An 18,244-nucleotide genomic window follows, 5' to 3' on the forward strand; every position below is an offset into this window, starting at 1 on the left:
GCGTCTCGCTACTCCTCGGGAGGGGCCGAGCGATGCCGATCCGGCGTCGCCGGCCCTTCCTCGCGTTCGTCGTCGTCCCGCGCCGCGCGAGCGGCCTCCCGCATTTCGATCGCGTCGGTGATCCATTCACCGATCTCGCGGGTGACGTCCCGGACCGCTCCGGTGATGATCCCGGCGATCGCGCCCACGTGGGTGGCCGCCGACTCGGTGACCTCCTGGATCGTGTCCTTGTTACGCTCGAATCTGCCCACCATGTTCGACCCCCTCGATCGTGTCGTCCGCGAGGGTACCCGCATCGCCGACCCGGTGGTCCGTGGCGCGACGACGTTCGATGACGACGGTCGACTCGGGTTCCGAACGCACCCATCCCGGCGGAAGCGCGAGCTGGAAGATCTTCTTCCACACCGACGTCACCTGGGCGGTGAAACCACCGGTGTTGTACGGGAGTCCGTGCTTCTCGCACAGCTCCCGGACCTTCGGGGCGAGTTCGGGATAGCGGTGCGCCGGCAGATCGGGGAACAGGTGGTGCTCGATCTGGTGGGACAGGTTGCCGGACATGATGTGGAACAACGGTGAGCCGGTGATGTCGGCGCTGCCCAGCATCTGCCGGACGTACCACTCACCACGCGTCTCGTCGACGGTCTCCTCCTCGGTGAAGGACTGCACGCCGGACGGGAAGTGACCGCAGAAGATGATCGAGTACGCCCACACGTTGCGCACCAGGTTGGCGGTCACGTTGCCGAGCAGCGTCGGCACGAACATCGGTCCGCTCAGCAGTGGGAAGGCTACGTAGTCCTTGATCACCTGACGGCGGGCCTTGCGCCACCATCCCTTCGCGATCGGGATCACGTGGCGCCACGAGCGCTTGCCGGCGACGATCCGGTCGACCTCGGCGTCGTGCATCATCACGCCCCACTCGAACAGGAACATGAGCGCGGTCGCGTAGACCGGGTTGCCGAGATAGTAGGGATGCCACTTCTGCGCGGGATCCATGCGCAGGATCCCGTATCCGATATCGCGATCCTGACCGAGGATGTTGGTGTACGTGTGGTGCACGTAGTTGTGCGAGTGCCGCCACTGGTCCGACGGGCACACCGTGTCCCATTCGAACACACGCGAATTCAGCGACGGCTCGCGCATCCAGTCGTACTGGCCGTGCATCACGTTGTGCCCGATCTCCATGTTGTCGAGTATCTTCGACACGCTCAACGCCGCCACGCCGGCGACCCACGCGGGCGGGAGGAATCCGACGAACAGCAGGCCGCGACCGGCGATCTCGAATCCGCGCTGCGCCTTGATGATCCTGTAGAGATACTCGCGGTCCTCGTCGCCGAGGGAGGCGAGCGTCTGCTCCCGCAGCGCGTCGAGTTCGCGGCCGATCTCCTCGACGCTGTCGCGGTCGAGCACGAGCGGTTCGGTCTCGGCCGCAGCGGTGCGGCCCGACAGGAAGGGAAGGAAGGGGACGGTAGGTAGGGACAATCCGAACATGATGTCCTCCAATGGTTTCGGTTGCACCCCAGAAGGGGGCGGGTCAGAGCTCGACGGCGACGTCGCCGACCGGAGCGTTCACACAGATCTGGATGCGGCGCCCGGGTTCCGAATCGACGTCACCGGTGCGCACGTCGCGCGTACACCCCGACAGCCGGACAGCGGTACAGCTGTGGCAGATGCCCATGCGGCATCCGTGCTCAGGAGTCAGGCCCGCAGCCTCGGCCTGTTCGAGCAACGTCGATCCGGTGTTCTCGGCGACCACGCCGGATTCCGCGAAGGAGACCTCGCCGCCGGCCTCACCCGTCGACGCGCCCCGTGCCGCCAGGACGAATTCCTCGGTGTTCACCATGGTCTCGGCACCGTGTTCGGCGTAGACCTCGCGGATGCTCGCGACCATCTCGGCCGGACCGCACACGTAGGTGGGTGTGTCGGCATACCAGGGAGCGACGGCCGCGAGGTGGGCGCGGTCGAACCGTCCGTGCAGCAGTCCCTCGTCGGATCGTGTGTGTGCATGGACGATCTCGATGTTCGGCCGGTCGGCGAGAGCGTCGAGTTCGGCGCGGCGCGGGATGTGTCCGGGTGTCCGGGTGTAGTAGAGCAGGACGGCGGACCCGTCGTATCCCTCGGCGACGAGACCGGTGAGCATCGACAGCACCGGCGTCAGTCCGGAACCCGCGGCGACGAACAGCAGCCGTCGAGGGCGGGGACTCGGCACCAGGAACTCGCCCGCCACAGGGCCGAGTTCGACGACGTCGCCGACACTCGCTCGGTCGTGGAGGTGGCGGGAGACCGTGCCGTCGGGGTGCCGGCCGATGGTGAATCGCAGGTCGGGATGTCGCTGCGTCTCCGCCTCGACGAGCGTGGGCGAGTAGCAGCGCGTGTGCCGCACCCCGCCGACCCGCACCGCCACGGTCACGTACTGCCCCGGGAGGGGTCGGCACGGCCGCGCGGGACGCACCGTGATCGTCAGCGAATCGGCGGCACTTCGGTCCACATGTGTAATCCGGGCATAGTTCGCCGACGTGACGAGCAGCGGGTCGGCAAGTTCCAGGTAGCGGTCCGGGTGATGCGGGTAGGACACCAGTTCCAGTGCTCCTACCAGCAACTTTCGCAACAAACCCGGGCGTGGGACGGGTGTCGGACGGTCGCGCACGATCATGTCTGTCCGCCTTTCGGTAGACCTCTGCGTGCTCAGTGAACGAATGTGCACTGAAATCAGTGTGACAGCCGGACACACCTGACTGTCAACCCCCATGTGACCGCGGTAACAGTTGCTCGGACACCGCCGGGTGCATCGTGCCTAGACTCGGAGCGTGTCCACCGCTTCCGCACCTCCGCCGACCACGCGCGCCGAACGCAAGGAACGCACACGCCAGGCGCTTCTCGACGCCGCCCTCGACCTGTCCGCCGACCGAGGACTCGGCGGGGTGAGCCTTCGGGAGGTGGCCCGTCACGCGGGCATCGTGCCCACCGCGTTCTATCGGCACTTCTCGTCCATGGACGAGCTCGGCGTCACCCTCGCGGCCGACACGATGCGGGTGCTGCGCCGCCTCCTGCGCGACGCGCGACGAACACCGGGCACGGCCGGTGCACGTCAATCCCTGGATGTACTGGTCCAGCAGGTCCGGGCCCACAAGGCGACCTTCCGGTTCCTCGCCCGCGAACGCCACGGTGGAGTGCCCGAGGTCGCCGCTGCCATCTCCGTCGAGTTGCGTCTGCTCACGAGCGAGCTCGCCGCCGACCTGGGCCGCTCCCCCGGACTCGACGACTGGGAGTTCGACGATCTCGAGATGGCCGCCGACCTGCTGGTGACCGCGATGCTCGACTTCGTCCTCGATCTGCTCGCCGTCGAACGTCCCGGCAGCGCGCAGGAAGCAGAGGTGGTCACCCGCGCGGAGAAACAGATGCGTCTGATCCTGCTGGGCACGGCGGCGTGGCGACCACGTCGGAGGTCGGACGACCGGTGACTCGGCGGCGGTTCGTCGGGGTGGACGGGAAATCCTGTCGGAGACCCTCCCCTTCCGTAACGTGGTTCCCATGGCAGAGACCGGTCCCGCCGCATACGACGATCTGACCTTCGACGTGCGCGTGGCGGGGCCGCGGGACGGCGCACCCGTCGTACTCCTGCACGGCTTTCCTCAGACCTCGCGGAGCTGGACTCCGGTGGCCCGGCTGCTCGTCGGTCGAGGTTTCCGCGTCATCGCCCCCGACCAGCGCGGATACTCTCCCGGCGCCCGGCCGACCGGGGTGGAGCACTACGGGATCTCGGCACTCGCAGGGGACGTCCTGGGCCTGCTCGACGAGTTCGGGCTCGACCGGGTCCACCTCGTCGGACACGACTGGGGCGCATCGGTGGCGTGGTATCTCGCAGCCCACCATCCCGAGCGACTGACGGCACTGACCGCGATCTCGGTGCCCCATCTCGCGGCCTACGGCTGGGCGGTGCGCGAGGACGACGACCAGCGTGAACGCGCGTCGTACATCCGCGTCTACCGCGAGGAGGGCAGGGCGGAGGACCTCCTCCTCGCCGACGGCGCACGTCGCCTGCGGGCGATGTTCGCGCCCGGCGTCGACCGCGACGCGGTGGACCACTATGTCGCTGCGATGTCCGCGCCGGGCGCGCTCACCGCCGCACTGAACTGGTACCGCGCCATGACGCGGGATCTCGAATCGACTCCGCCCGTCCGTGTCCCGACGACCTACATCTGGAGCACCGGCGACACCGCGATCGGGCGGGCCGGCGCCGAACGCTGCAGGGAGTTCGTCGACGCCGACTACGAGTTCGTGGTGCTCCCCGACGTCTCGCATTGGATCCCGGAGGAGGCGCCCACCGAGGTCGCGAACGCGATCGGGCGGCGACGGAACGGCTGACGGCCGAACAGCAGACGCGATCGGTCGGTCGACCACCGAGCCGAGACGTACCTCGAGTTCGCTCACGACCGCGTCGAGCGGCGCCGGACTGCGATGGAGCCGCGCAGCGCTCCGCTGCGGTGCTGTCACCCGGATTCTCTGTATGTTGTCGTACAGATCCGACCTGCGCGACGCCTTTTTCGAGGAGACCCTGCCATGACCGACGTCTCGGTGACCACCCATGTCTTCGACGCTGCCGTCGACCTGTTCGAGGTCCGGGACGATCGCACCGAAGGGCACACGCACCCCGCCTACGCGAACATGGTCGGCCCGTTCGGCGGCATCACCGCCGCAATTCTCCTCCGCGCGGTCGAACGGCATCCGGCCGTCCTCGGAATACCGCTGTCCCTGACGGTCAACTACGCCGGACCCATCGCCGACGGACCGTTCGACATCGCCGTGCACCCTGTGCGCACGAACCGAACCACCCAGCACTGGTCGATCGAACTGTCCCAGGGCGGCGAGGTCGCCACGACCGCGACGGCCGTCTTCGGTCTCCGTCGCACCACGTGGTCGTCGACCGAACAGCAGGCACCGGCCGTCTCCGCACCCGACTCGCTCGAACCGACACCGCTGCCCGACTTCATCGCGTGGGCACGCAACTACGAGATGCGGTACGCCGCGGGGGCCGTTCCCGAGGAGGGCGGCCCGGAGGTCGCCGACTCCACGTCGACCCTGTGGGTCCGCGACGTCCCGTCGCGCCCGCTCGACTTCGCCTCACTCACCGCGATGTGCGACATCTTCTATCCCCGTGCCTTCCTGCGTCTGGGTCGAGTACTTCCGGCCGGCACGGTCTCGATGACGACCTACTTCCACGCCGACCCGGAGACCGTTGCCGCGCAATCCGATAGCCCCGTCCTCGCCACCGCACGAGCGCATCGCTTCGAACAGGGCTTCTTCGACCAGAGCGCTCAGCTGTGGGGCCGCGGCGGCGTTCTGCTCGCGACCTCGCACCAGTTCGTCTACTTCAAGGCATGAGGCCGATTCGAGGTGCGGAACGCGACGTCGCGGTCCGGCGCACGTCTCGGTCACCGGTACACCTGTAGCCTCGGATACATCTGCTCCCCTGATTGCGAGGTCCGATGTGACGAGACCGAGTTTCCTCCGGCGGTCGGGTGTCATCGCCTGCGCCGCAATCGCGTTCACGGTAGTGGCGACAGCGGCCTGTGCCGGGACGGAGGAGACGACGCCGGTTGTGGACTACGAGTCGTACGTCGCCCTGGGAGACTCCTTCACCGCCGGACCCGGCATCCCCCCGCAGATCGAAGGCGATCCGTGTGGACGGTCGGCGAGCAACTACCCCACCCTCGTCGCAGCCGAACTCGGCATCGAGGACTTCGTCGACGCGTCGTGCGGCGCCGCCACCTCCCTCGATTTCGCGATGTCGCAGACCACCTTCCGCGGCGGGACGGTGCCCCCGCAGTACGACTCGCTGCGACCCGACACCGAACTCGTCACGGTGGGCATCGGCGGCAACGACATCGGTCTCGTCCAACTGGCATTGGGGTGCGTGAATCTCTCGGCACCGCCGGAAGGCGCGTCGTGCGCAATCACGAACACCCCGGACGGCACCGACCGTGTCGACGCCGCCATCGATGCCTTCGCACCCACCTACACCACGGTGATCGACGAGATCCGTCGACGTTCACCGGACGCACGCATCGTGCTCGTCGGCTACCCCACCGGGATCCGCGACGGCGGGTGTTTCCCCGACCAGCGGATCTGGCCCGAGGACGCGACCTATCTGCAGGAGAAGATCGACCGGCTGAACACCGTCATGCGCGAGCAGGCCGAGGCCGCCGAGGCGGACTACGTCGACCTGCGTTCTTCGAGCCGCGACCACGACGCATGTGCCGATCCGGAGGACCGATGGATGGCCGGTCTGCAGCCGGCCGCCGGGTCGATCCCGTTGCACCCGAACGCGGCCGGGCACCGCAACGCGGCCGACCAGGTATTGGCCGCGATCACCGATCGATCCTGATCAGTCTGTCGCGGTCATCTCGGGAGCCCGCACGGCGAGCAACGACACCAGGCCCGCGCCGAGCACGAGCAGCAATCCCACGATGCCGGCCCGGTCGGTACCGAACCACCACGCGAAGAAGCCGAACAGCGTCGGTGCCAGGAACGACACCGCCCGGCCGGTCGTCGCGTAGAGACCGAACATCTGACCTTCCCGGCCCGGCGGGGTGAGTCGCGCCAGGAAGGTGCGCGCCGACGACTGCGCGGGACCGACGAACAAGCACAGCACGAGACCGAAGATCCAGAACATGGTCGGTCCCGAGACCACGAGCAGCACGATGCCGGCCGCGATCATGGCAACCAGCGAGCCCACGATCACCGCCTTGGGTCCGATACGGTCGTCCACCCGTCCGGCCACGAGCGCGCCCACCGCGGACACGACGTTCGCGGCGACACCGAAGAGCAGCACGTCGCCCGCGCCGATTCCGTAGACGGTGACGGCGAGAACCGCACCGAAGGTGAAGACACCGGCGAGACCGTCCCGGAACAACGCCGACGCCCCGAGGTACCAGATGGTGCGACGATCCGCCCGCCACAGCTCGGTCAGATCGCGCCACAACACGCGGTAGGACTCGACGAAACCCGCCCGGCGCGCGAGGTCCCCACGCGCGACCGGCTTCTCCGGGACGGCGAGGAGCACCGGCACGGCGAACACCGCGAACCACACGGCCGCGAACAGCGCCACGAGCCGGATGTTGGTGCCGTCCTCCGTCGGCACCCCGAGGAAACCGCGTGAGTCGCCGTCACCGGCGATGAAGCCGGTGTAGCACAGCAGCAGGAGTACGATGCCACCGAAATAGCCCATCGCCCAACCGAAGCCAGACACCCGGCCGATGTCCTCCGGCGTCGACACCTGGCGAAGCATCGAGTTGTACGGGACCTGCGCCAGTTCGGCCATCACCGACGCCACGCCGAGCAGGAGCAGGCCGAGCCACAGATAGTGGTAGTCGTCGCGGACGAAGTACATCGTCGCCATGGCCGCGACGGTGACCGCCGTGAGAATACCCAGCGACCACTTCCGCCGCCCGGCGGCGTCGTAACGCTGACCGGACACGGGCGCGGTCACGGCGATGGCGAACCCGGCGACGCCCAGGGACCATCCCAGCCAGGTGCTCGCCGAGATCCCACCCGGCAGGTCGTCGCCGACCGCGTCGGTGAGATACACGGAGAACACGAAGGTCAGGATCACGGCATTGAACGCCGCAGAACCCCAGTCCCACAGACCCCACGAGAAGACCTGACGACGCGTCGTGGCCTCCCCGGCCCCGCTCGCCGTGTCCGTGAACGCATTCATGCCCCGGAGCCTAGGCTTCGGGAGCGCCCGCGGCCCCGAACGACTCGATCCACACGGTCGGGGCGCGGCCCGGCCGTCGCTGCGCGCCTGCCGCTACGCTGACCCACTGTGACTCTGCCGAATCCCCATCCCGATGCCCGTGCCGTCGTCACCGGAGCGTCCTCCGGCATCGGTGAGGCCCTCGCTACCGAACTCGCCGCCCGCGGCCACTCACTGATCCTGGTCGCCCGCCGCGGAGAGGTCATGGAGGCCCTCGCCGAGACTCTGCGCGCGAAGCACGGCGTGACCGTCGAGGTGCGCGCATGCGATCTGTCCGACCGCGACGCGCGGATACCGCTCGTCGACGAACTCGGACGCCGTCGCATCAGCATCCTGTGCAACAACGCCGGCATCGCGACCTTCGGTGCGGTCGCCGAACTCGACGCGGCCTACGAGCGGGCACAGGTCGAACTCAACGCCGTCGCTGTGCACGACCTCACCCTCGCGGTGCTGCCGCAGATGGTCGAGCGGAACTCCGGCGCGATCCTGATGGTCGGTTCGGCCGCCGGCAACATGCCGATCCCGAACAACGCCACCTACGCCGCCACGAAGGCATTCGTGAACACCTTCTCCGAGTCGCTGCGCGGCGAACTCAAGGGCACCGGCGTGCACGTCACGCTGCTCGCCCCCGGTCCGGTACGCACCGAGGAGCCCGACCCGGCCGAGGCGTCGATCGTCGACAAGCTGGTCCCCGACTTCCTGTGGATCTCGAGCGAGCACACCGCGAAGGTGTCGCTCGACGCGCTCGCCGCGAACCGGATGCGCATCGTGCCCGGCGTGATCAGCAAGGCCATGTCGGCCGCCGGTCAGTTCTCGCCGCGCTCGATCTCGGCTCCGGTCGCCGGCGCGTTCTACAAGAAGCTCGGCGGCAACTGACAGGTCACCGCCGTCGGCGGCAGCAATACTTCACCACTCACCGCCTTCGGCGGCGTCCCGTGCCGAACAGGCTGCGGCCGATCTCGCGTCCGGCCGCGGACGCCGCCGAACGGATGAAGCTGCGCACCGCCGCGCTGCCGAGCACCTGCTCCACCACTGATGTCTCGGCTTCGTCCGGCGCCTGCGCCGGCCCGTCCGGGACGGGCTCGACATCGGTCGCCCCGACCACCGACGCGGTGAGCTTCTCGTACGCCGATTCCCGGTCGATGGTGCGGCCGTACTTCCCGTACAGCGGGTTCGCCTGCGCCGACGCGCGCATCGCGCTCTCCCCCACCGTGCCCATCAGCGAACGCGGCGGTCGCAGACGCGTCCAGGCGACGGGCGTCGGCGCGCCCAGCTCTGACAGGACCGTCACGACCGCTTCGCCGGTACCGAGGCCGGTCAGGGCCTCGGCGAGGTCGTAGGCGTCCGTCTTCGGGAAGGTGCGCACGACGTTCGCGAGCGCAGCCTCGTCCTCGGGTGTGAATGCGCGCAGCGCGTGCTGGATCCGCGCGCCGAGCTGCGACAGCACGCTCCGGGGGATGTCGGTGGACAGCTGCGTGCAGAAGACCACGCCCACCCCTTTGGACCGGATGAGCTTCACGGTCTGTTCGATCTGCTGCAAGAACGCCTTCGACGCGTCGGCGAAGAGCAGGTGCGCCTCGTCGAAGAAGAACACGAGCCGGGGTTTGTCGACGTCGCCGACCTCCGGTAGCGACTGGAACAGGTCGGCGAGCAACCACATCAGGAACGTCGAGAACAGAGTGGGGCGAGTGGCCTCGTCGCCGAACTCGAACAGGTTGATCGTGCCCTGACCGCCGGTCACCCGCAGCAGGTCCTCGACCTCGAGTTCGGGTTCCCCGAAGAATCCGTCTCCACCCGCGTTCTCCAGGTTGACGACGGCACGGAGGATCACACCGGCGGTCGCGGGCGATACGGCGCCGAGTTCGTCGAGTGCGTCGCGTCCGTCCTCGCTCGTCAGGTGCCGGATCACCTGCCGCAGGTCGGCGAGGTCGAGCAGCGGAAGTCCGTTGCGGTCGGCCCAATGGAAGATCAGTCCGAGCGTCGATTCCTGGGTCGCGTTGAGGCCGAGCACCTTCGAGAGCAGGATCGGACCGAAGGAGGTGACGGTGGCACGGACCGGGATGCCGACGCCGTCGGTGCCGATCGAGTAGAAGGCCACGGGATGCCCCGTCGGGGTCCATTCTTCGTCCCCGGTGTCGGCCGCCCGGGTGAGCACGTCCTCGTCCGGCTCGCCCGCAGCGGACAGGCCCGACAGATCGGACTTGACGTCCGCCACCACCACCGGAACTCCCGCCGACGACAATTGTTCCGCCATCACCTGCAGGGTCTTGGTCTTGCCCGTGCCGGTGGCACCGGCGACGAGAGCGTGACGGTTGATCGTGGCAAGTGGGATGCGCACCTGCGCGTCCGGGTCGGCGACGCCGTCGAGAACGACACTTCCCAGTTCGAGCGCCTCGCCGATCACGTCGTATCCGGACGCGATGGCCGCACTGGAAACTTCCGGGTTCCCGGTCATGCTCGCCCCCTCCGGCGTCGACCTGCCCACCGTGACGGTACCGGCCCGTCATGTCGCGGAAGGACCATTTCTATCGAGCGCCAGAATTGTCGCATTACAGTGATTCCTCTCACAACCGACGTCGCGGGAGAGTTCGCGCCGCTACCCGCACTGACCTGCACGTTCTTGAAGAGAATCCGAAGCGTCGACGGAGCGACGGTCGTTCGCAAAAACAACGACGTGTGCTAGCAACGAACCACGCACAACATTTCACGAGCACAGGAGAAACACATTGACGCCCAAGATCGCCATTCTCGGAGCAGGTCCCAGTGGACTCGCGCAGCTGCGCGCATTCGAAGCAGCCCGAAAGGCCGGTCTGGAGCAGATCCCCGACATCGTCTGCTACGAGAAGCAGCCCGACTGGGGCGGAATGTGGAACTACACCTGGCGCACGGGACTCGACGAGAACGGTGAGCCCGTCCACGCGAGCATGTACCGCTACCTGTGGTCCAACGGCCCCAAGGAGTGCCTCGAGTTCGCCGACTACTCCTTCGAGGAGCACTTCGGCCGCCCGATCCCGTCGTACCCTCCGCGCGCTGTCCTCCTCGACTACATCATGGGCCGTGTCGAGAAGAGCGACGTGCGCAAGTACATCCGGTTCAACACCGCAGTGCGGTGGGTCGACTGGTCGAACGAGACGCAGAAGTTCACCGTGACGGTGATGGATCACAGCCGCGGCGTGCTCGAATCCGACGAATTCGACTACGTCGTCGTCGCGACCGGCCACTTCTCCACCCCGAACGTTCCCCATTTCGAGGGTCTCGACCGGTTCCCGGGACGCGTACTGCACGCCCACGACTTCCGCGATGCCCGCGAGTTCACCGGCAAGCGCCTGCTCCTCGTGGGCAGCAGCTACTCGGCCGAGGACATCGGCACCCAGTGCGTCAAGTACGGCGCCGAACAGGTCACCTTCAGCTATCGCACGGCACCCATGGGCCACGACTGGCCCGAGCAGTTCTCCGAGGTGCCTTTGCTCACCCACGTCGACGGCAAGGTCGCCCACTTCCAGGACGGCAGCACACGCGAGGTCGATGCCATCGTGTTGTGCACGGGCTACAAGCACCACTACCCGTTCCTGCCCGACGAACTGTCGCTGCGCACCAACAACCGGCTGTACCCGCGCGACATCTACAAGGGCATCTTCTTCCAGCGCAACCCTCGGCTGATGTACCTCGGCGCGCAAGACCAGTACTTCACGTTCAACATGTTCGACGCGCAGGCCTGGTACGCCCGCGACGTCATGCTCGGCCGCGTCGACCTGCCCGACGTCGACACCCGCGAGAAGGACATCGACCTGTGGCGGGCACGCGAGGAGAAGCTGTCGTCGCCGGTGGAGGACATCGACTTCCAGGCCGCCTACATCCGCGATCTCGTCGACCGCACCGACTACCCCGAGTTCCATGTCGAACGCCAGGGCGAGGTGTTCAAGCAGTGGAAGAAGGACAAGAAGAGCGACATCATGGGGTACCGCAACAAGAGCTACGCCTCGACGCTGACCGGCACCCTCGCTCCGCCGCTGCCGGCGCCGTGGATGGAGATCCTGGACGATTCCCCCGAGACCTTCCTGGGTCAGGATTTCACCCGCAACGGTTCGGTGCAGCGCGGGACGGCAGTACAGAACGGGACCGGCCTGCAGAACGGGACCGGTGAAGGCCGGACGATCGGCCGGCACCGTGCCCCGGCCGCGCGTCGCCCGGTCCGCCCGGCCGCATCACGCACCGTCCCCGTCAAGGCGTGATGTCGGGCATTTCGTCTCCGGCCCTCGATGCCGCCCCTCATGGGTGCGCGTCCGATGGCTAGTCTGTCTGTCGTGCAGGACAAACTCGTATGGATCGACTGTGAGATGACCGGGCTGCGTCTCGGCAGCGACAAATTGATCGAGATCGCAGCTCTGGTCACCGACAGTGATCTCAACGTGCTCGGCGAGGGCGTGGACATCGTCATCCACGCGGATGACGACGCCCTCGCCGACATGCCGGAGGTCGTGCAGCAGATGCACGAACGGTCCGGGCTCACCGAAGAGGTGCGGCGCTCGACGGTCAGCCTCGCCGAGGCCGAGAAGCAGGTCCTCGCGTACATCCGCGAGCACGTCTCCGAGGCCGGCACGGCTCCGCTGGCGGGCAACTCCATCGCGACCGACCGCGCGTTCATCACCCGCGACATGCCCGAGCTCGACAACTACCTGCACTACCGCATGGTGGATGTCAGCTCGATCAAGGAACTGTGCCGGCGCTGGTATCCGCGCATCTACTTCGGCCAGCCGGAGAAGGGACTGTCGCACCGGGCGCTCGCCGACATCAAGGAGTCGATCCGCGAACTGCGCTACTACCGGCGCACGGCCTTCGTGGCGCCTCCCGGCCCCACGCCGGCCGACCTCGCAGCCGTCGTGAAGGACTTGGGGCCGGCCTGACCAGCCGATTCGTCTTTTTCGTCATCGTCAGGCTAGTATCTGTACCGCAGGCGCAAGCGACCGAGAGGTTGCCGGCGGATGCGATGGTGAGTGTAGTTCAGTTGGTAGAGCACCAGGTTGTGATCCTGGCTGTCGCGGGTTCGAGTCCCGTCACTCACCCCGAAGAAAACCCCGATCGGATTTCCGATCGGGGTTTTCTCGTTCACAGGGGGTTTTCACGCACAGCGGTTCCTCGCGCGCCGAACCGGGGTTCGCCGCCGATGCAACGCGCGCACGACGCGGTTCGGGACGCGAAGCCGGTCTACTACTCGAACGAGCGGGCCACGAACGCATCGACGTCGGCCAGGGAGCGCTCCACCGTCGTGTAGTGCCCGGACATGTAGACGCGATAGTCGACATCCACCCCTGCGGCCTTCATGTCGGCGGCGAGCGCTGCAGAGAGCGGCAGGGGGACCATCACATCGTGGACGCCGTGCGCGAGGAACACCGGCCGGTCGTATCCGTTCGCCGGAGCGGCGAGATAGTCGGCGAGCAGCGCCGGCATGGGGTCCTCGGCCAACGGACGCGCGAGCAGCTCGCCGACCCGGATGTCGCGCACCGACTCCTCGAGATCGTCGTAACACAGCTCTTCGGCCCGATCGACGACCTCCCTGCCGACGGGGGTCAGGAAGCCGTCGACGTCGGCCTCGGGGTAGGCATCGCGCAGCCCGGCGAAGATGTAGCCGCTGAAGCTGACCAGGCCCCACAGCCCGGGATCCGGGAAGCCCGGCACACCGATCGTGAACGCCCGCTCGAGATTCGCCGGCGCGCCCGTGGCGACCGTTCCGCGGAAGTCGAGTTCGGGTGCCCGGGAGGTCGCGATCGCGGCGGTGTGCAGCGCCGCGTGCCCTCCCTGCGACTGGCCCATCACGAGCCACCGCTCGGACAGCGGTGCCCCGCCCGCACGGGCCGCCCGGACGATGTCGACGATGCTGTTCGCGGCGCTGGGGCCGTCGAGGTAACGATGGAGACCTTCGGAGCCGAGACCCGGGAAATCGGCGGAGACGATCGCGTAGCCGGAGTCGAGCCAGTGCCGCAGATAGGTGCGCTCCAGATCGGACCGCGGTGTGCGGGTCGTGAGTGCGCAGTCGTCGCCCACTCCGGTCGTGCCGTGAGCCCACGCGATGACGGGCCAGCCACCCTCGGGTGCGTCACCCTCGGGCAGGAACAACGCACCGGTGGCGACGGTCGGCTCTCCCGACCGCCACTCGGTGCGGTATTCGAGCTTCGTGGCTGTGGCTATGCCTGGCAACGACACTTCGTCGGGCAGCGGCTGCTGTGAGACGACCGCACCCGGCGTCGGAGCGGTCGACGACGCGACCGGAGCCGCCGCGACCCCCGACGGCGTCAGCGACGCGAGCAGCACGGCACCGCAGAACGCGGCGCGCAACCATCGCCCCCGAACGGTCATCGATCCCCCTCCACCCGTCACGCCGCAGCGTTACCGGCCTTCCACGTGGACCACGGGATGTTCCAGTCACCGAGTCCGTCCGTCCCGGGGAGAGTACCGCCGACCGTGTTGCGGACCACGACGATGTCGCCGCGCTTGGTGTTGTCGAAGATCCACTTCGCGTTGGCGGGGCTCAGGTTCAGGCAGCCGTGGCTGACGTTGCGGACACCCTGGTCGCCGAGCGACCACGGGGCGGAGTGGAAGAAGATGCCGCTGTAGGACATCCGCGTCGCCCACTCCACCGGGGTGCGGTAGCCCTGCGCCGAGTCGGAGGGGACACCGTAGGTGGACGAGTCCATGATCATGTTCTCGAACCGGTCGCCGATGATGTAGACGCCGTTCGGGGTGGGCGTGGAGTCCTTGCCGAAGGACGTCGGCATCGTGATGACGTCGACGCCGTTGCGAGTGACGGTGACCTGCTTCGTCGCGTCGTCCGCGGTGATGACCACCGCATCGCCGATGGTGAACGACGAATGGACGTCGGACTGGCCGAAGAGGCCGTCGCCGAGATCCTTGCCGTAGACGTTCACGTCGACGGTGATGGTGGTGCCGGGAGTCCAGTAGTTCTCCGGGCGCCACCGCACCTCGCGGTTGTTGACCCAGTAGAAGGCGCCCTCGACCGGAGGGTTCGTGGTGACGATGACGGCCGATTCGGCCGCGAGCCGATCCGGGATGTTCTCGTCGAACTGCACGGCGATCGGCTGACCGATGCCCACGATCGAGCCCTCACCGGGCAACACATAGGGCTGGGTGAGATTCGCGGGCGACGACGTGGTGAACGACGCGGTCGAGGTGGTCGCGCCGCCGAGTCCGTACGCGACGGTCTCGAGTGTGTAGGAGCGGTTGTAGCCGAGCGGTTCGGTGTTCACCCAGGTGAGTCCGTCGGCGGCGAGTTCACCCTGCACCGGCTCCCCCGCCGGGTTGAGCAGGGTCACCGAATCGAGCTTGCCGTTGACGACCGAGACCGTCACCGGGTCGATCGGTGAGAAGCCGACCGAGCCGTCGGCCACACTCGACGACACCGTCGGCTTGATCAGCGCGGCCACGGGATTGGAGTCGATGGGCACCTCCTCGGCACCCGAACCCGAGCCGCCCGCGCATCCGGTGACGAACGCCACAACGCCGACGACGACCACCCCGAGGATCCCTCGCACCCGACGACTCCGGGGGTTCCTCGCACTCGATTCCGCCACTGTCATACTCCGATCCCGCCTCCCCCAAGGCACCGAAAACGCACGTCACAACACCGAACACGATGATGCCAGCCCCGGTTGCGGCCGACCCGACGCGACTCCCCCGTACGCCGGTAACGTTCGAATGACAATCGTTCCGAGCGCCCGATCCGTTACGGCCACGACCTTACCGAAAACATGCTGACCAGCCGATTTGGTACGTCGCGAGACGGTGTGTAATGTTCTCTTCGTTGCTGGGACGGCATCCCGGGAACAGATCGTCAAGCGCCATTAGCTCAATTGGCAGAGCAGCTGACTCTTAATCAGCGGGTTCGGGGTTCGAGTCCCTGATGGCGCACAACACGAAGGCCGGGCACCCAGTGTCCGGCCTTCGTTCTGGCGGTCACACCGTCCCCTCCGTCAAGACGGCGACCGGGAGACACACCGCCACGCGCCATTAGCTCAATTGGCAGAGCAGCTGACTCTTAATCAGCGGGTTCGGGGTTCGAGTCCCTGATGGCGCACAACACGAAGGCCGGACACCGGAAACGGTGTCCGGCCTTCGCCGTTCGCGGCCGACTGTGCTGTCGAGGCGGCACTGTCCCCTGGACTCTGCCGCTCTGCCCCTCGGAACGAGAACACCCACGCCGAGTCGACGTGGGTGCCCTGTGAAGCGGTGGAGCGCGAAGGTCAGCGCAGGATCCTGCGCAGCACCAGCAATCCGACGACCGTGCCGGCCGCGATCGCCGCGTACTTCTTCACCTGCGGCTGGTTCACCTTCGCCAGGAGGGTCTGCTTCGTGCTCGCCACCAGATTCTTCGGGTTGGCGCGGACGCTCAGTTCGTCGAGTGTGCTCGCGAGCTGATTGCGGGCCTTCTCGATCTCCCGCTCGATGTCCTCGGTGTCCCTAGCCACGTGTCCTCCAGAAGGTCGCTGCAGTGTGCTGCGACCACGGTAATGGACGCGCGCCGGGAATGGCTGCACGGTCCACTACTGTCGCCATCATGACGGAGAACAGCAGACTCGCCCCCGGCGATCCCGCCCCCGATTTCACCCTTCCCGACGCCGACGGCAACGAGGTGTCGCTGTCGGACCATCGCGGACACAAGGTCATCGTGTACTTCTACCCCGCCGCGAGCACCCCGGGATGCACGAAGCAGGCGTGCGACTTCCGCGACAGCCTCGCCGAACTGAACGAGGCAGGCCTCGACGTGATCGGCATCTCGCCCGACAAACCGGCCAAGCTCGCCAAGTTCCGCGACGCCGAACAGCTGACCTTCCCGCTGCTGTCGGATCCCGAGAAGACCGTCCTCCGGGCGTGGGGTGCCTTCGGCGAGAAGAAGATGTACGGCAAGACCGTCACCGGCGTCATCCGGTCCACCTTCCTCGTCGACGAGGACGGGAAGATCGAGGTCGCGCAATACAACGTCCGCGCGACCGGGCACGTGGCGAAGCTGCGCCGCGACCTGTCGGTCTGACCGTTCGGGCCGGCCGGCCGCTACCCCGTCGCCAGTGAGGTCAGCAACAGCGCTTCGGCCACCGCGAGATTCTCGATCTCGGTGGGGTCGACGCTCTCGTTCGGCGCGTGGATGACGCACCGCGGTTCCTCGACGCCGATCAGGGCGATCTCGGCCCGCGGCACCGCGCGTTGCAGTGCGGTGCACAGCGGGATCGAGCCGCCCTGTCCGGCGGTCCCGACCTCCCGGCCGTAGGCGGTCCCGAGCGCGGCTCGCAGCGCCGCGTAACCGGGCCCGTCCGTCGCCGCACGGAAAGGTTCGCCGAGGACGTCGCGGTCGATGCGCAGGTGCGCTCCCCACGGCACGTGCGCCTCGAGGTGCGCGACGAGTGCGTCCTGTGCGGTGCGGGCGTCGATGCCGGGCGGCACGCGCAGGTTCAGGCGCGCGGACGCCCGCGGCACGACCGCCGCGGCCGATCCGACGACGGGCGGGGCGTCGATCCCGAGGACGGTCAGTGCCGGTCGCGCCCAGACCGCGTCGGCGACGGTGCCGGAGGTGGGCAGCGAGACGCCCTCGAGCACGCCCGCGTCGGCGCGGAAACGGTCCTCGGGGTACGGGACACCGTCCCAGGTGGCGGTGCAGTCGAGTCCGTCGACGACGGTGTTGCCGTGGTCGTCGCGCAGGGTGCCGAGCAGATGGACGAGTGCGGCCAGCGCGTCGGGGGCCGCTCCCCCGTACATTCCGGAATGGACCTCGCCTTTCAACGTCTCGAGATGCACGTCGACGTTCGCGATGCCCCGCAGCGTGGTGGTGAGGGTGGGCCGGCCGACCTCGGTGTTGCCGCTGTCGCCGATCACGATGAGGTCGGCGTCGAACAACTCGGGTCGCTCGGCGACGAGGTGGTCGAGTCCGGCCCCGCCCATCTCCTCCGAGCCCTCGATGACGATGCGGACACCGACGGGCAGCGGGCCGTCCTCGCGTAGCGCCCGCAGTGCGAGCAGGTGCATGACGACGTTGCCCTTGCAGTCGGCGGCACCGCGGCCGTACCAGCGACCGCCCCGTTCGGTGAGGGTGAAGGGCTCGCTGTGCCAGAGCGATTCTTCGCCGGGTGGCTGAACGTCGTAGTGGCTGTAGAGCAGCACGGTCGGGGCGCCCTCGGGTGCGGGCGTGTGGCCGAGCACGGCGAGCGAGCCGTCGGAGGTCTCGATCGTCTCGACGTTCTCGATTCCTGCCTCGGCGAAGGCATCTCGCACCCAGTTCGCCGCGCCGACGCATTCCTCCCTCGGGAACTGGCGCGGGTCTGCGACGGAGCGGTATGCGACGAGCCGGGCGAGGTCGTCCCGCGCGGCCGGCATCGCGCCTCGGATCCGCTCCCGGATGCGCTGCGTCGCGTCGGTGTCCACGCTGTCCATTGCTCTCCATCCGTCGAGGTTCTGCCGCCATCCTAGGATTGTCCGAATGGGACGCAT

General features: G+C 67.8%; 17 protein-coding genes and 3 tRNA genes. 11 read left to right on the forward strand and 9 right to left on the reverse strand.

All coding sequences use genetic code 11. The annotated features are described in order from the left end of the window. Positions 1-8 precede the first annotated feature (8 nt). Genes GON09_RS09220 through GON09_RS09230 form a run of 3 tightly spaced genes read right to left on the reverse strand, consistent with a single transcriptional unit; the run spans position 9 to position 2,650 of the window. The gene (locus tag GON09_RS09220) at positions 9-254 is read right to left on the reverse strand and encodes a hypothetical protein (RefSeq protein WP_213931535.1); all 246 of its coding nucleotides are present in this window, start codon (positions 252-254) and stop codon (positions 9-11) included. Beyond that, positions 232-1,488, reverse strand: coding sequence for a fatty acid desaturase family protein (locus GON09_RS09225; protein WP_213931536.1), 1,257 nt, complete (start codon positions 1,486-1,488; stop codon positions 232-234). Before GON09_RS09225 ends, GON09_RS09220 begins: the two co-directional genes overlap by 23 nt. Before the next feature lie 43 nt (positions 1,489-1,531). Further along, complete coding sequence (locus GON09_RS09230; protein ID WP_213931537.1) at positions 1,532-2,650, reverse strand: ferredoxin reductase; 1,119 nt, start codon at positions 2,648-2,650, stop codon at positions 1,532-1,534. 154 nt (positions 2,651-2,804) lie between these two features. Here GON09_RS09230 and GON09_RS09235 point away from each other — a divergent pair, with 154 nt between their 5' ends. From GON09_RS09235 to GON09_RS09250, 4 genes are all read left to right on the forward strand, one after another. Continuing rightward, the gene (locus GON09_RS09235) at positions 2,805-3,458 is read left to right on the forward strand and encodes a TetR family transcriptional regulator (RefSeq protein ID WP_213931538.1); all 654 of its coding nucleotides are present in this window, start codon (positions 2,805-2,807) and stop codon (positions 3,456-3,458) included. Between the two features lie 70 nt (positions 3,459-3,528). Further along, on the forward strand, positions 3,529-4,362 hold the full coding sequence (locus GON09_RS09240) for an alpha/beta fold hydrolase (protein ID WP_213931539.1): 834 nt from the start codon (positions 3,529-3,531) through the stop codon (positions 4,360-4,362). A 195-nt stretch (positions 4,363-4,557) separates the two neighbouring features. After that, positions 4,558-5,379 carry an acyl-CoA thioesterase gene (locus GON09_RS09245; protein WP_213931540.1) on the forward strand — a complete coding sequence of 274 codons (822 nt, stop codon included), beginning with the start codon at positions 4,558-4,560 and terminating at the stop codon, positions 5,377-5,379. Between the two features lie 106 nt (positions 5,380-5,485). Next, positions 5,486-6,382 (forward strand): SGNH/GDSL hydrolase family protein, encoded by an 897-nt coding sequence (locus tag GON09_RS09250; protein ID WP_213931541.1) that lies wholly within the window; start codon positions 5,486-5,488, stop codon positions 6,380-6,382. On the opposite strand, the gene GON09_RS09255 is transcribed toward GON09_RS09250, so the two are convergent. Then, complete coding sequence (locus GON09_RS09255; protein ID WP_213931542.1) at positions 6,383-7,714, reverse strand: MFS transporter; 1,332 nt, start codon at positions 7,712-7,714, stop codon at positions 6,383-6,385. Positions 7,715-7,822: 108 nt separating this feature from the next. Between GON09_RS09255 and cmrA the strand changes: the two genes are divergently transcribed. Then, positions 7,823-8,629 (forward strand): mycolate reductase, encoded by an 807-nt coding sequence (gene cmrA / locus GON09_RS09260; RefSeq protein ID WP_213931543.1) that lies wholly within the window; start codon positions 7,823-7,825, stop codon positions 8,627-8,629. Positions 8,630-8,666: 37 nt separating this feature from the next. On the opposite strand, the gene GON09_RS09265 is transcribed toward cmrA, so the two are convergent. Then, entirely contained in the window at positions 8,667-10,208 is a 1,542-nt protein-coding gene (locus tag GON09_RS09265; protein WP_213931544.1) for a helicase HerA-like domain-containing protein, read from the reverse strand. Positions 10,209-10,479: 271 nt separating this feature from the next. On the opposite strand from GON09_RS09265, the gene GON09_RS09270 reads away from it, so the two are divergent. The 3 genes from GON09_RS09270 (at position 10,480) to GON09_RS09280 (ending at position 12,816) form a co-directional block, all read left to right on the forward strand. Further along, the gene (locus GON09_RS09270) at positions 10,480-11,985 is read left to right on the forward strand and encodes a flavin-containing monooxygenase (protein ID WP_213931545.1); all 1,506 of its coding nucleotides are present in this window, start codon (positions 10,480-10,482) and stop codon (positions 11,983-11,985) included. A gap of 72 nt (positions 11,986-12,057) precedes the next feature. After that, a complete protein-coding gene (orn, locus tag GON09_RS09275) occupies positions 12,058-12,657 on the forward strand; it encodes an oligoribonuclease (RefSeq protein WP_213934372.1) in 600 nt (199 codons plus the stop codon). Positions 12,658-12,743: 86 nt separating this feature from the next. Beyond that, positions 12,744-12,816, forward strand: a tRNA-His gene (locus tag GON09_RS09280). Between the two features lie 145 nt (positions 12,817-12,961). Here GON09_RS09280 and GON09_RS09285 read toward each other — a convergent pair. Next, positions 12,962-14,107, reverse strand: a complete 1,146-nt coding sequence (locus GON09_RS09285; RefSeq protein ID WP_244865459.1) for a lipase family protein — start codon at positions 14,105-14,107, stop codon at positions 12,962-12,964. Between the two features lie 17 nt (positions 14,108-14,124). Further along, entirely contained in the window at positions 14,125-15,345 is a 1,221-nt protein-coding gene (locus GON09_RS09290; protein WP_213931546.1) for a L,D-transpeptidase, read from the reverse strand. A gap of 258 nt (positions 15,346-15,603) precedes the next feature. On the opposite strand from GON09_RS09290, the gene GON09_RS09295 reads away from it, so the two are divergent. Together GON09_RS09295 and GON09_RS09300 are read left to right on the forward strand one after the other, a co-directional pair. Next, a tRNA-Lys gene (locus GON09_RS09295) sits at positions 15,604-15,676 on the forward strand. 93 nt (positions 15,677-15,769) lie between these two features. Beyond that, a tRNA-Lys gene (locus GON09_RS09300) sits at positions 15,770-15,842 on the forward strand. Between the two features lie 166 nt (positions 15,843-16,008). Here GON09_RS09300 and GON09_RS09305 read toward each other — a convergent pair. Further along, positions 16,009-16,233, reverse strand: coding sequence for a DUF3618 domain-containing protein (locus GON09_RS09305; protein ID WP_016933371.1), 225 nt, complete (start codon positions 16,231-16,233; stop codon positions 16,009-16,011). A gap of 89 nt (positions 16,234-16,322) precedes the next feature. On the opposite strand from GON09_RS09305, the gene bcp reads away from it, so the two are divergent. Next, positions 16,323-16,796, forward strand: coding sequence for a thioredoxin-dependent thiol peroxidase (gene bcp / locus GON09_RS09310; protein ID WP_213931547.1), 474 nt, complete (start codon positions 16,323-16,325; stop codon positions 16,794-16,796). 20 nt (positions 16,797-16,816) lie between these two features. Here bcp and GON09_RS09315 read toward each other — a convergent pair whose 3' ends face one another. Next, complete coding sequence (locus GON09_RS09315) at positions 16,817-18,187, reverse strand: dipeptidase (protein ID WP_213931548.1); 1,371 nt, start codon at positions 18,185-18,187, stop codon at positions 16,817-16,819. Positions 18,188-18,244: the final 57 nt, after the last annotated feature.

The organism is Rhodococcus sp. B50 (assembly GCF_013602415.1).
In the GTDB taxonomy this organism is placed as follows: Bacteria; Actinomycetota; Actinomycetes; order Mycobacteriales; family Mycobacteriaceae; genus Rhodococcus.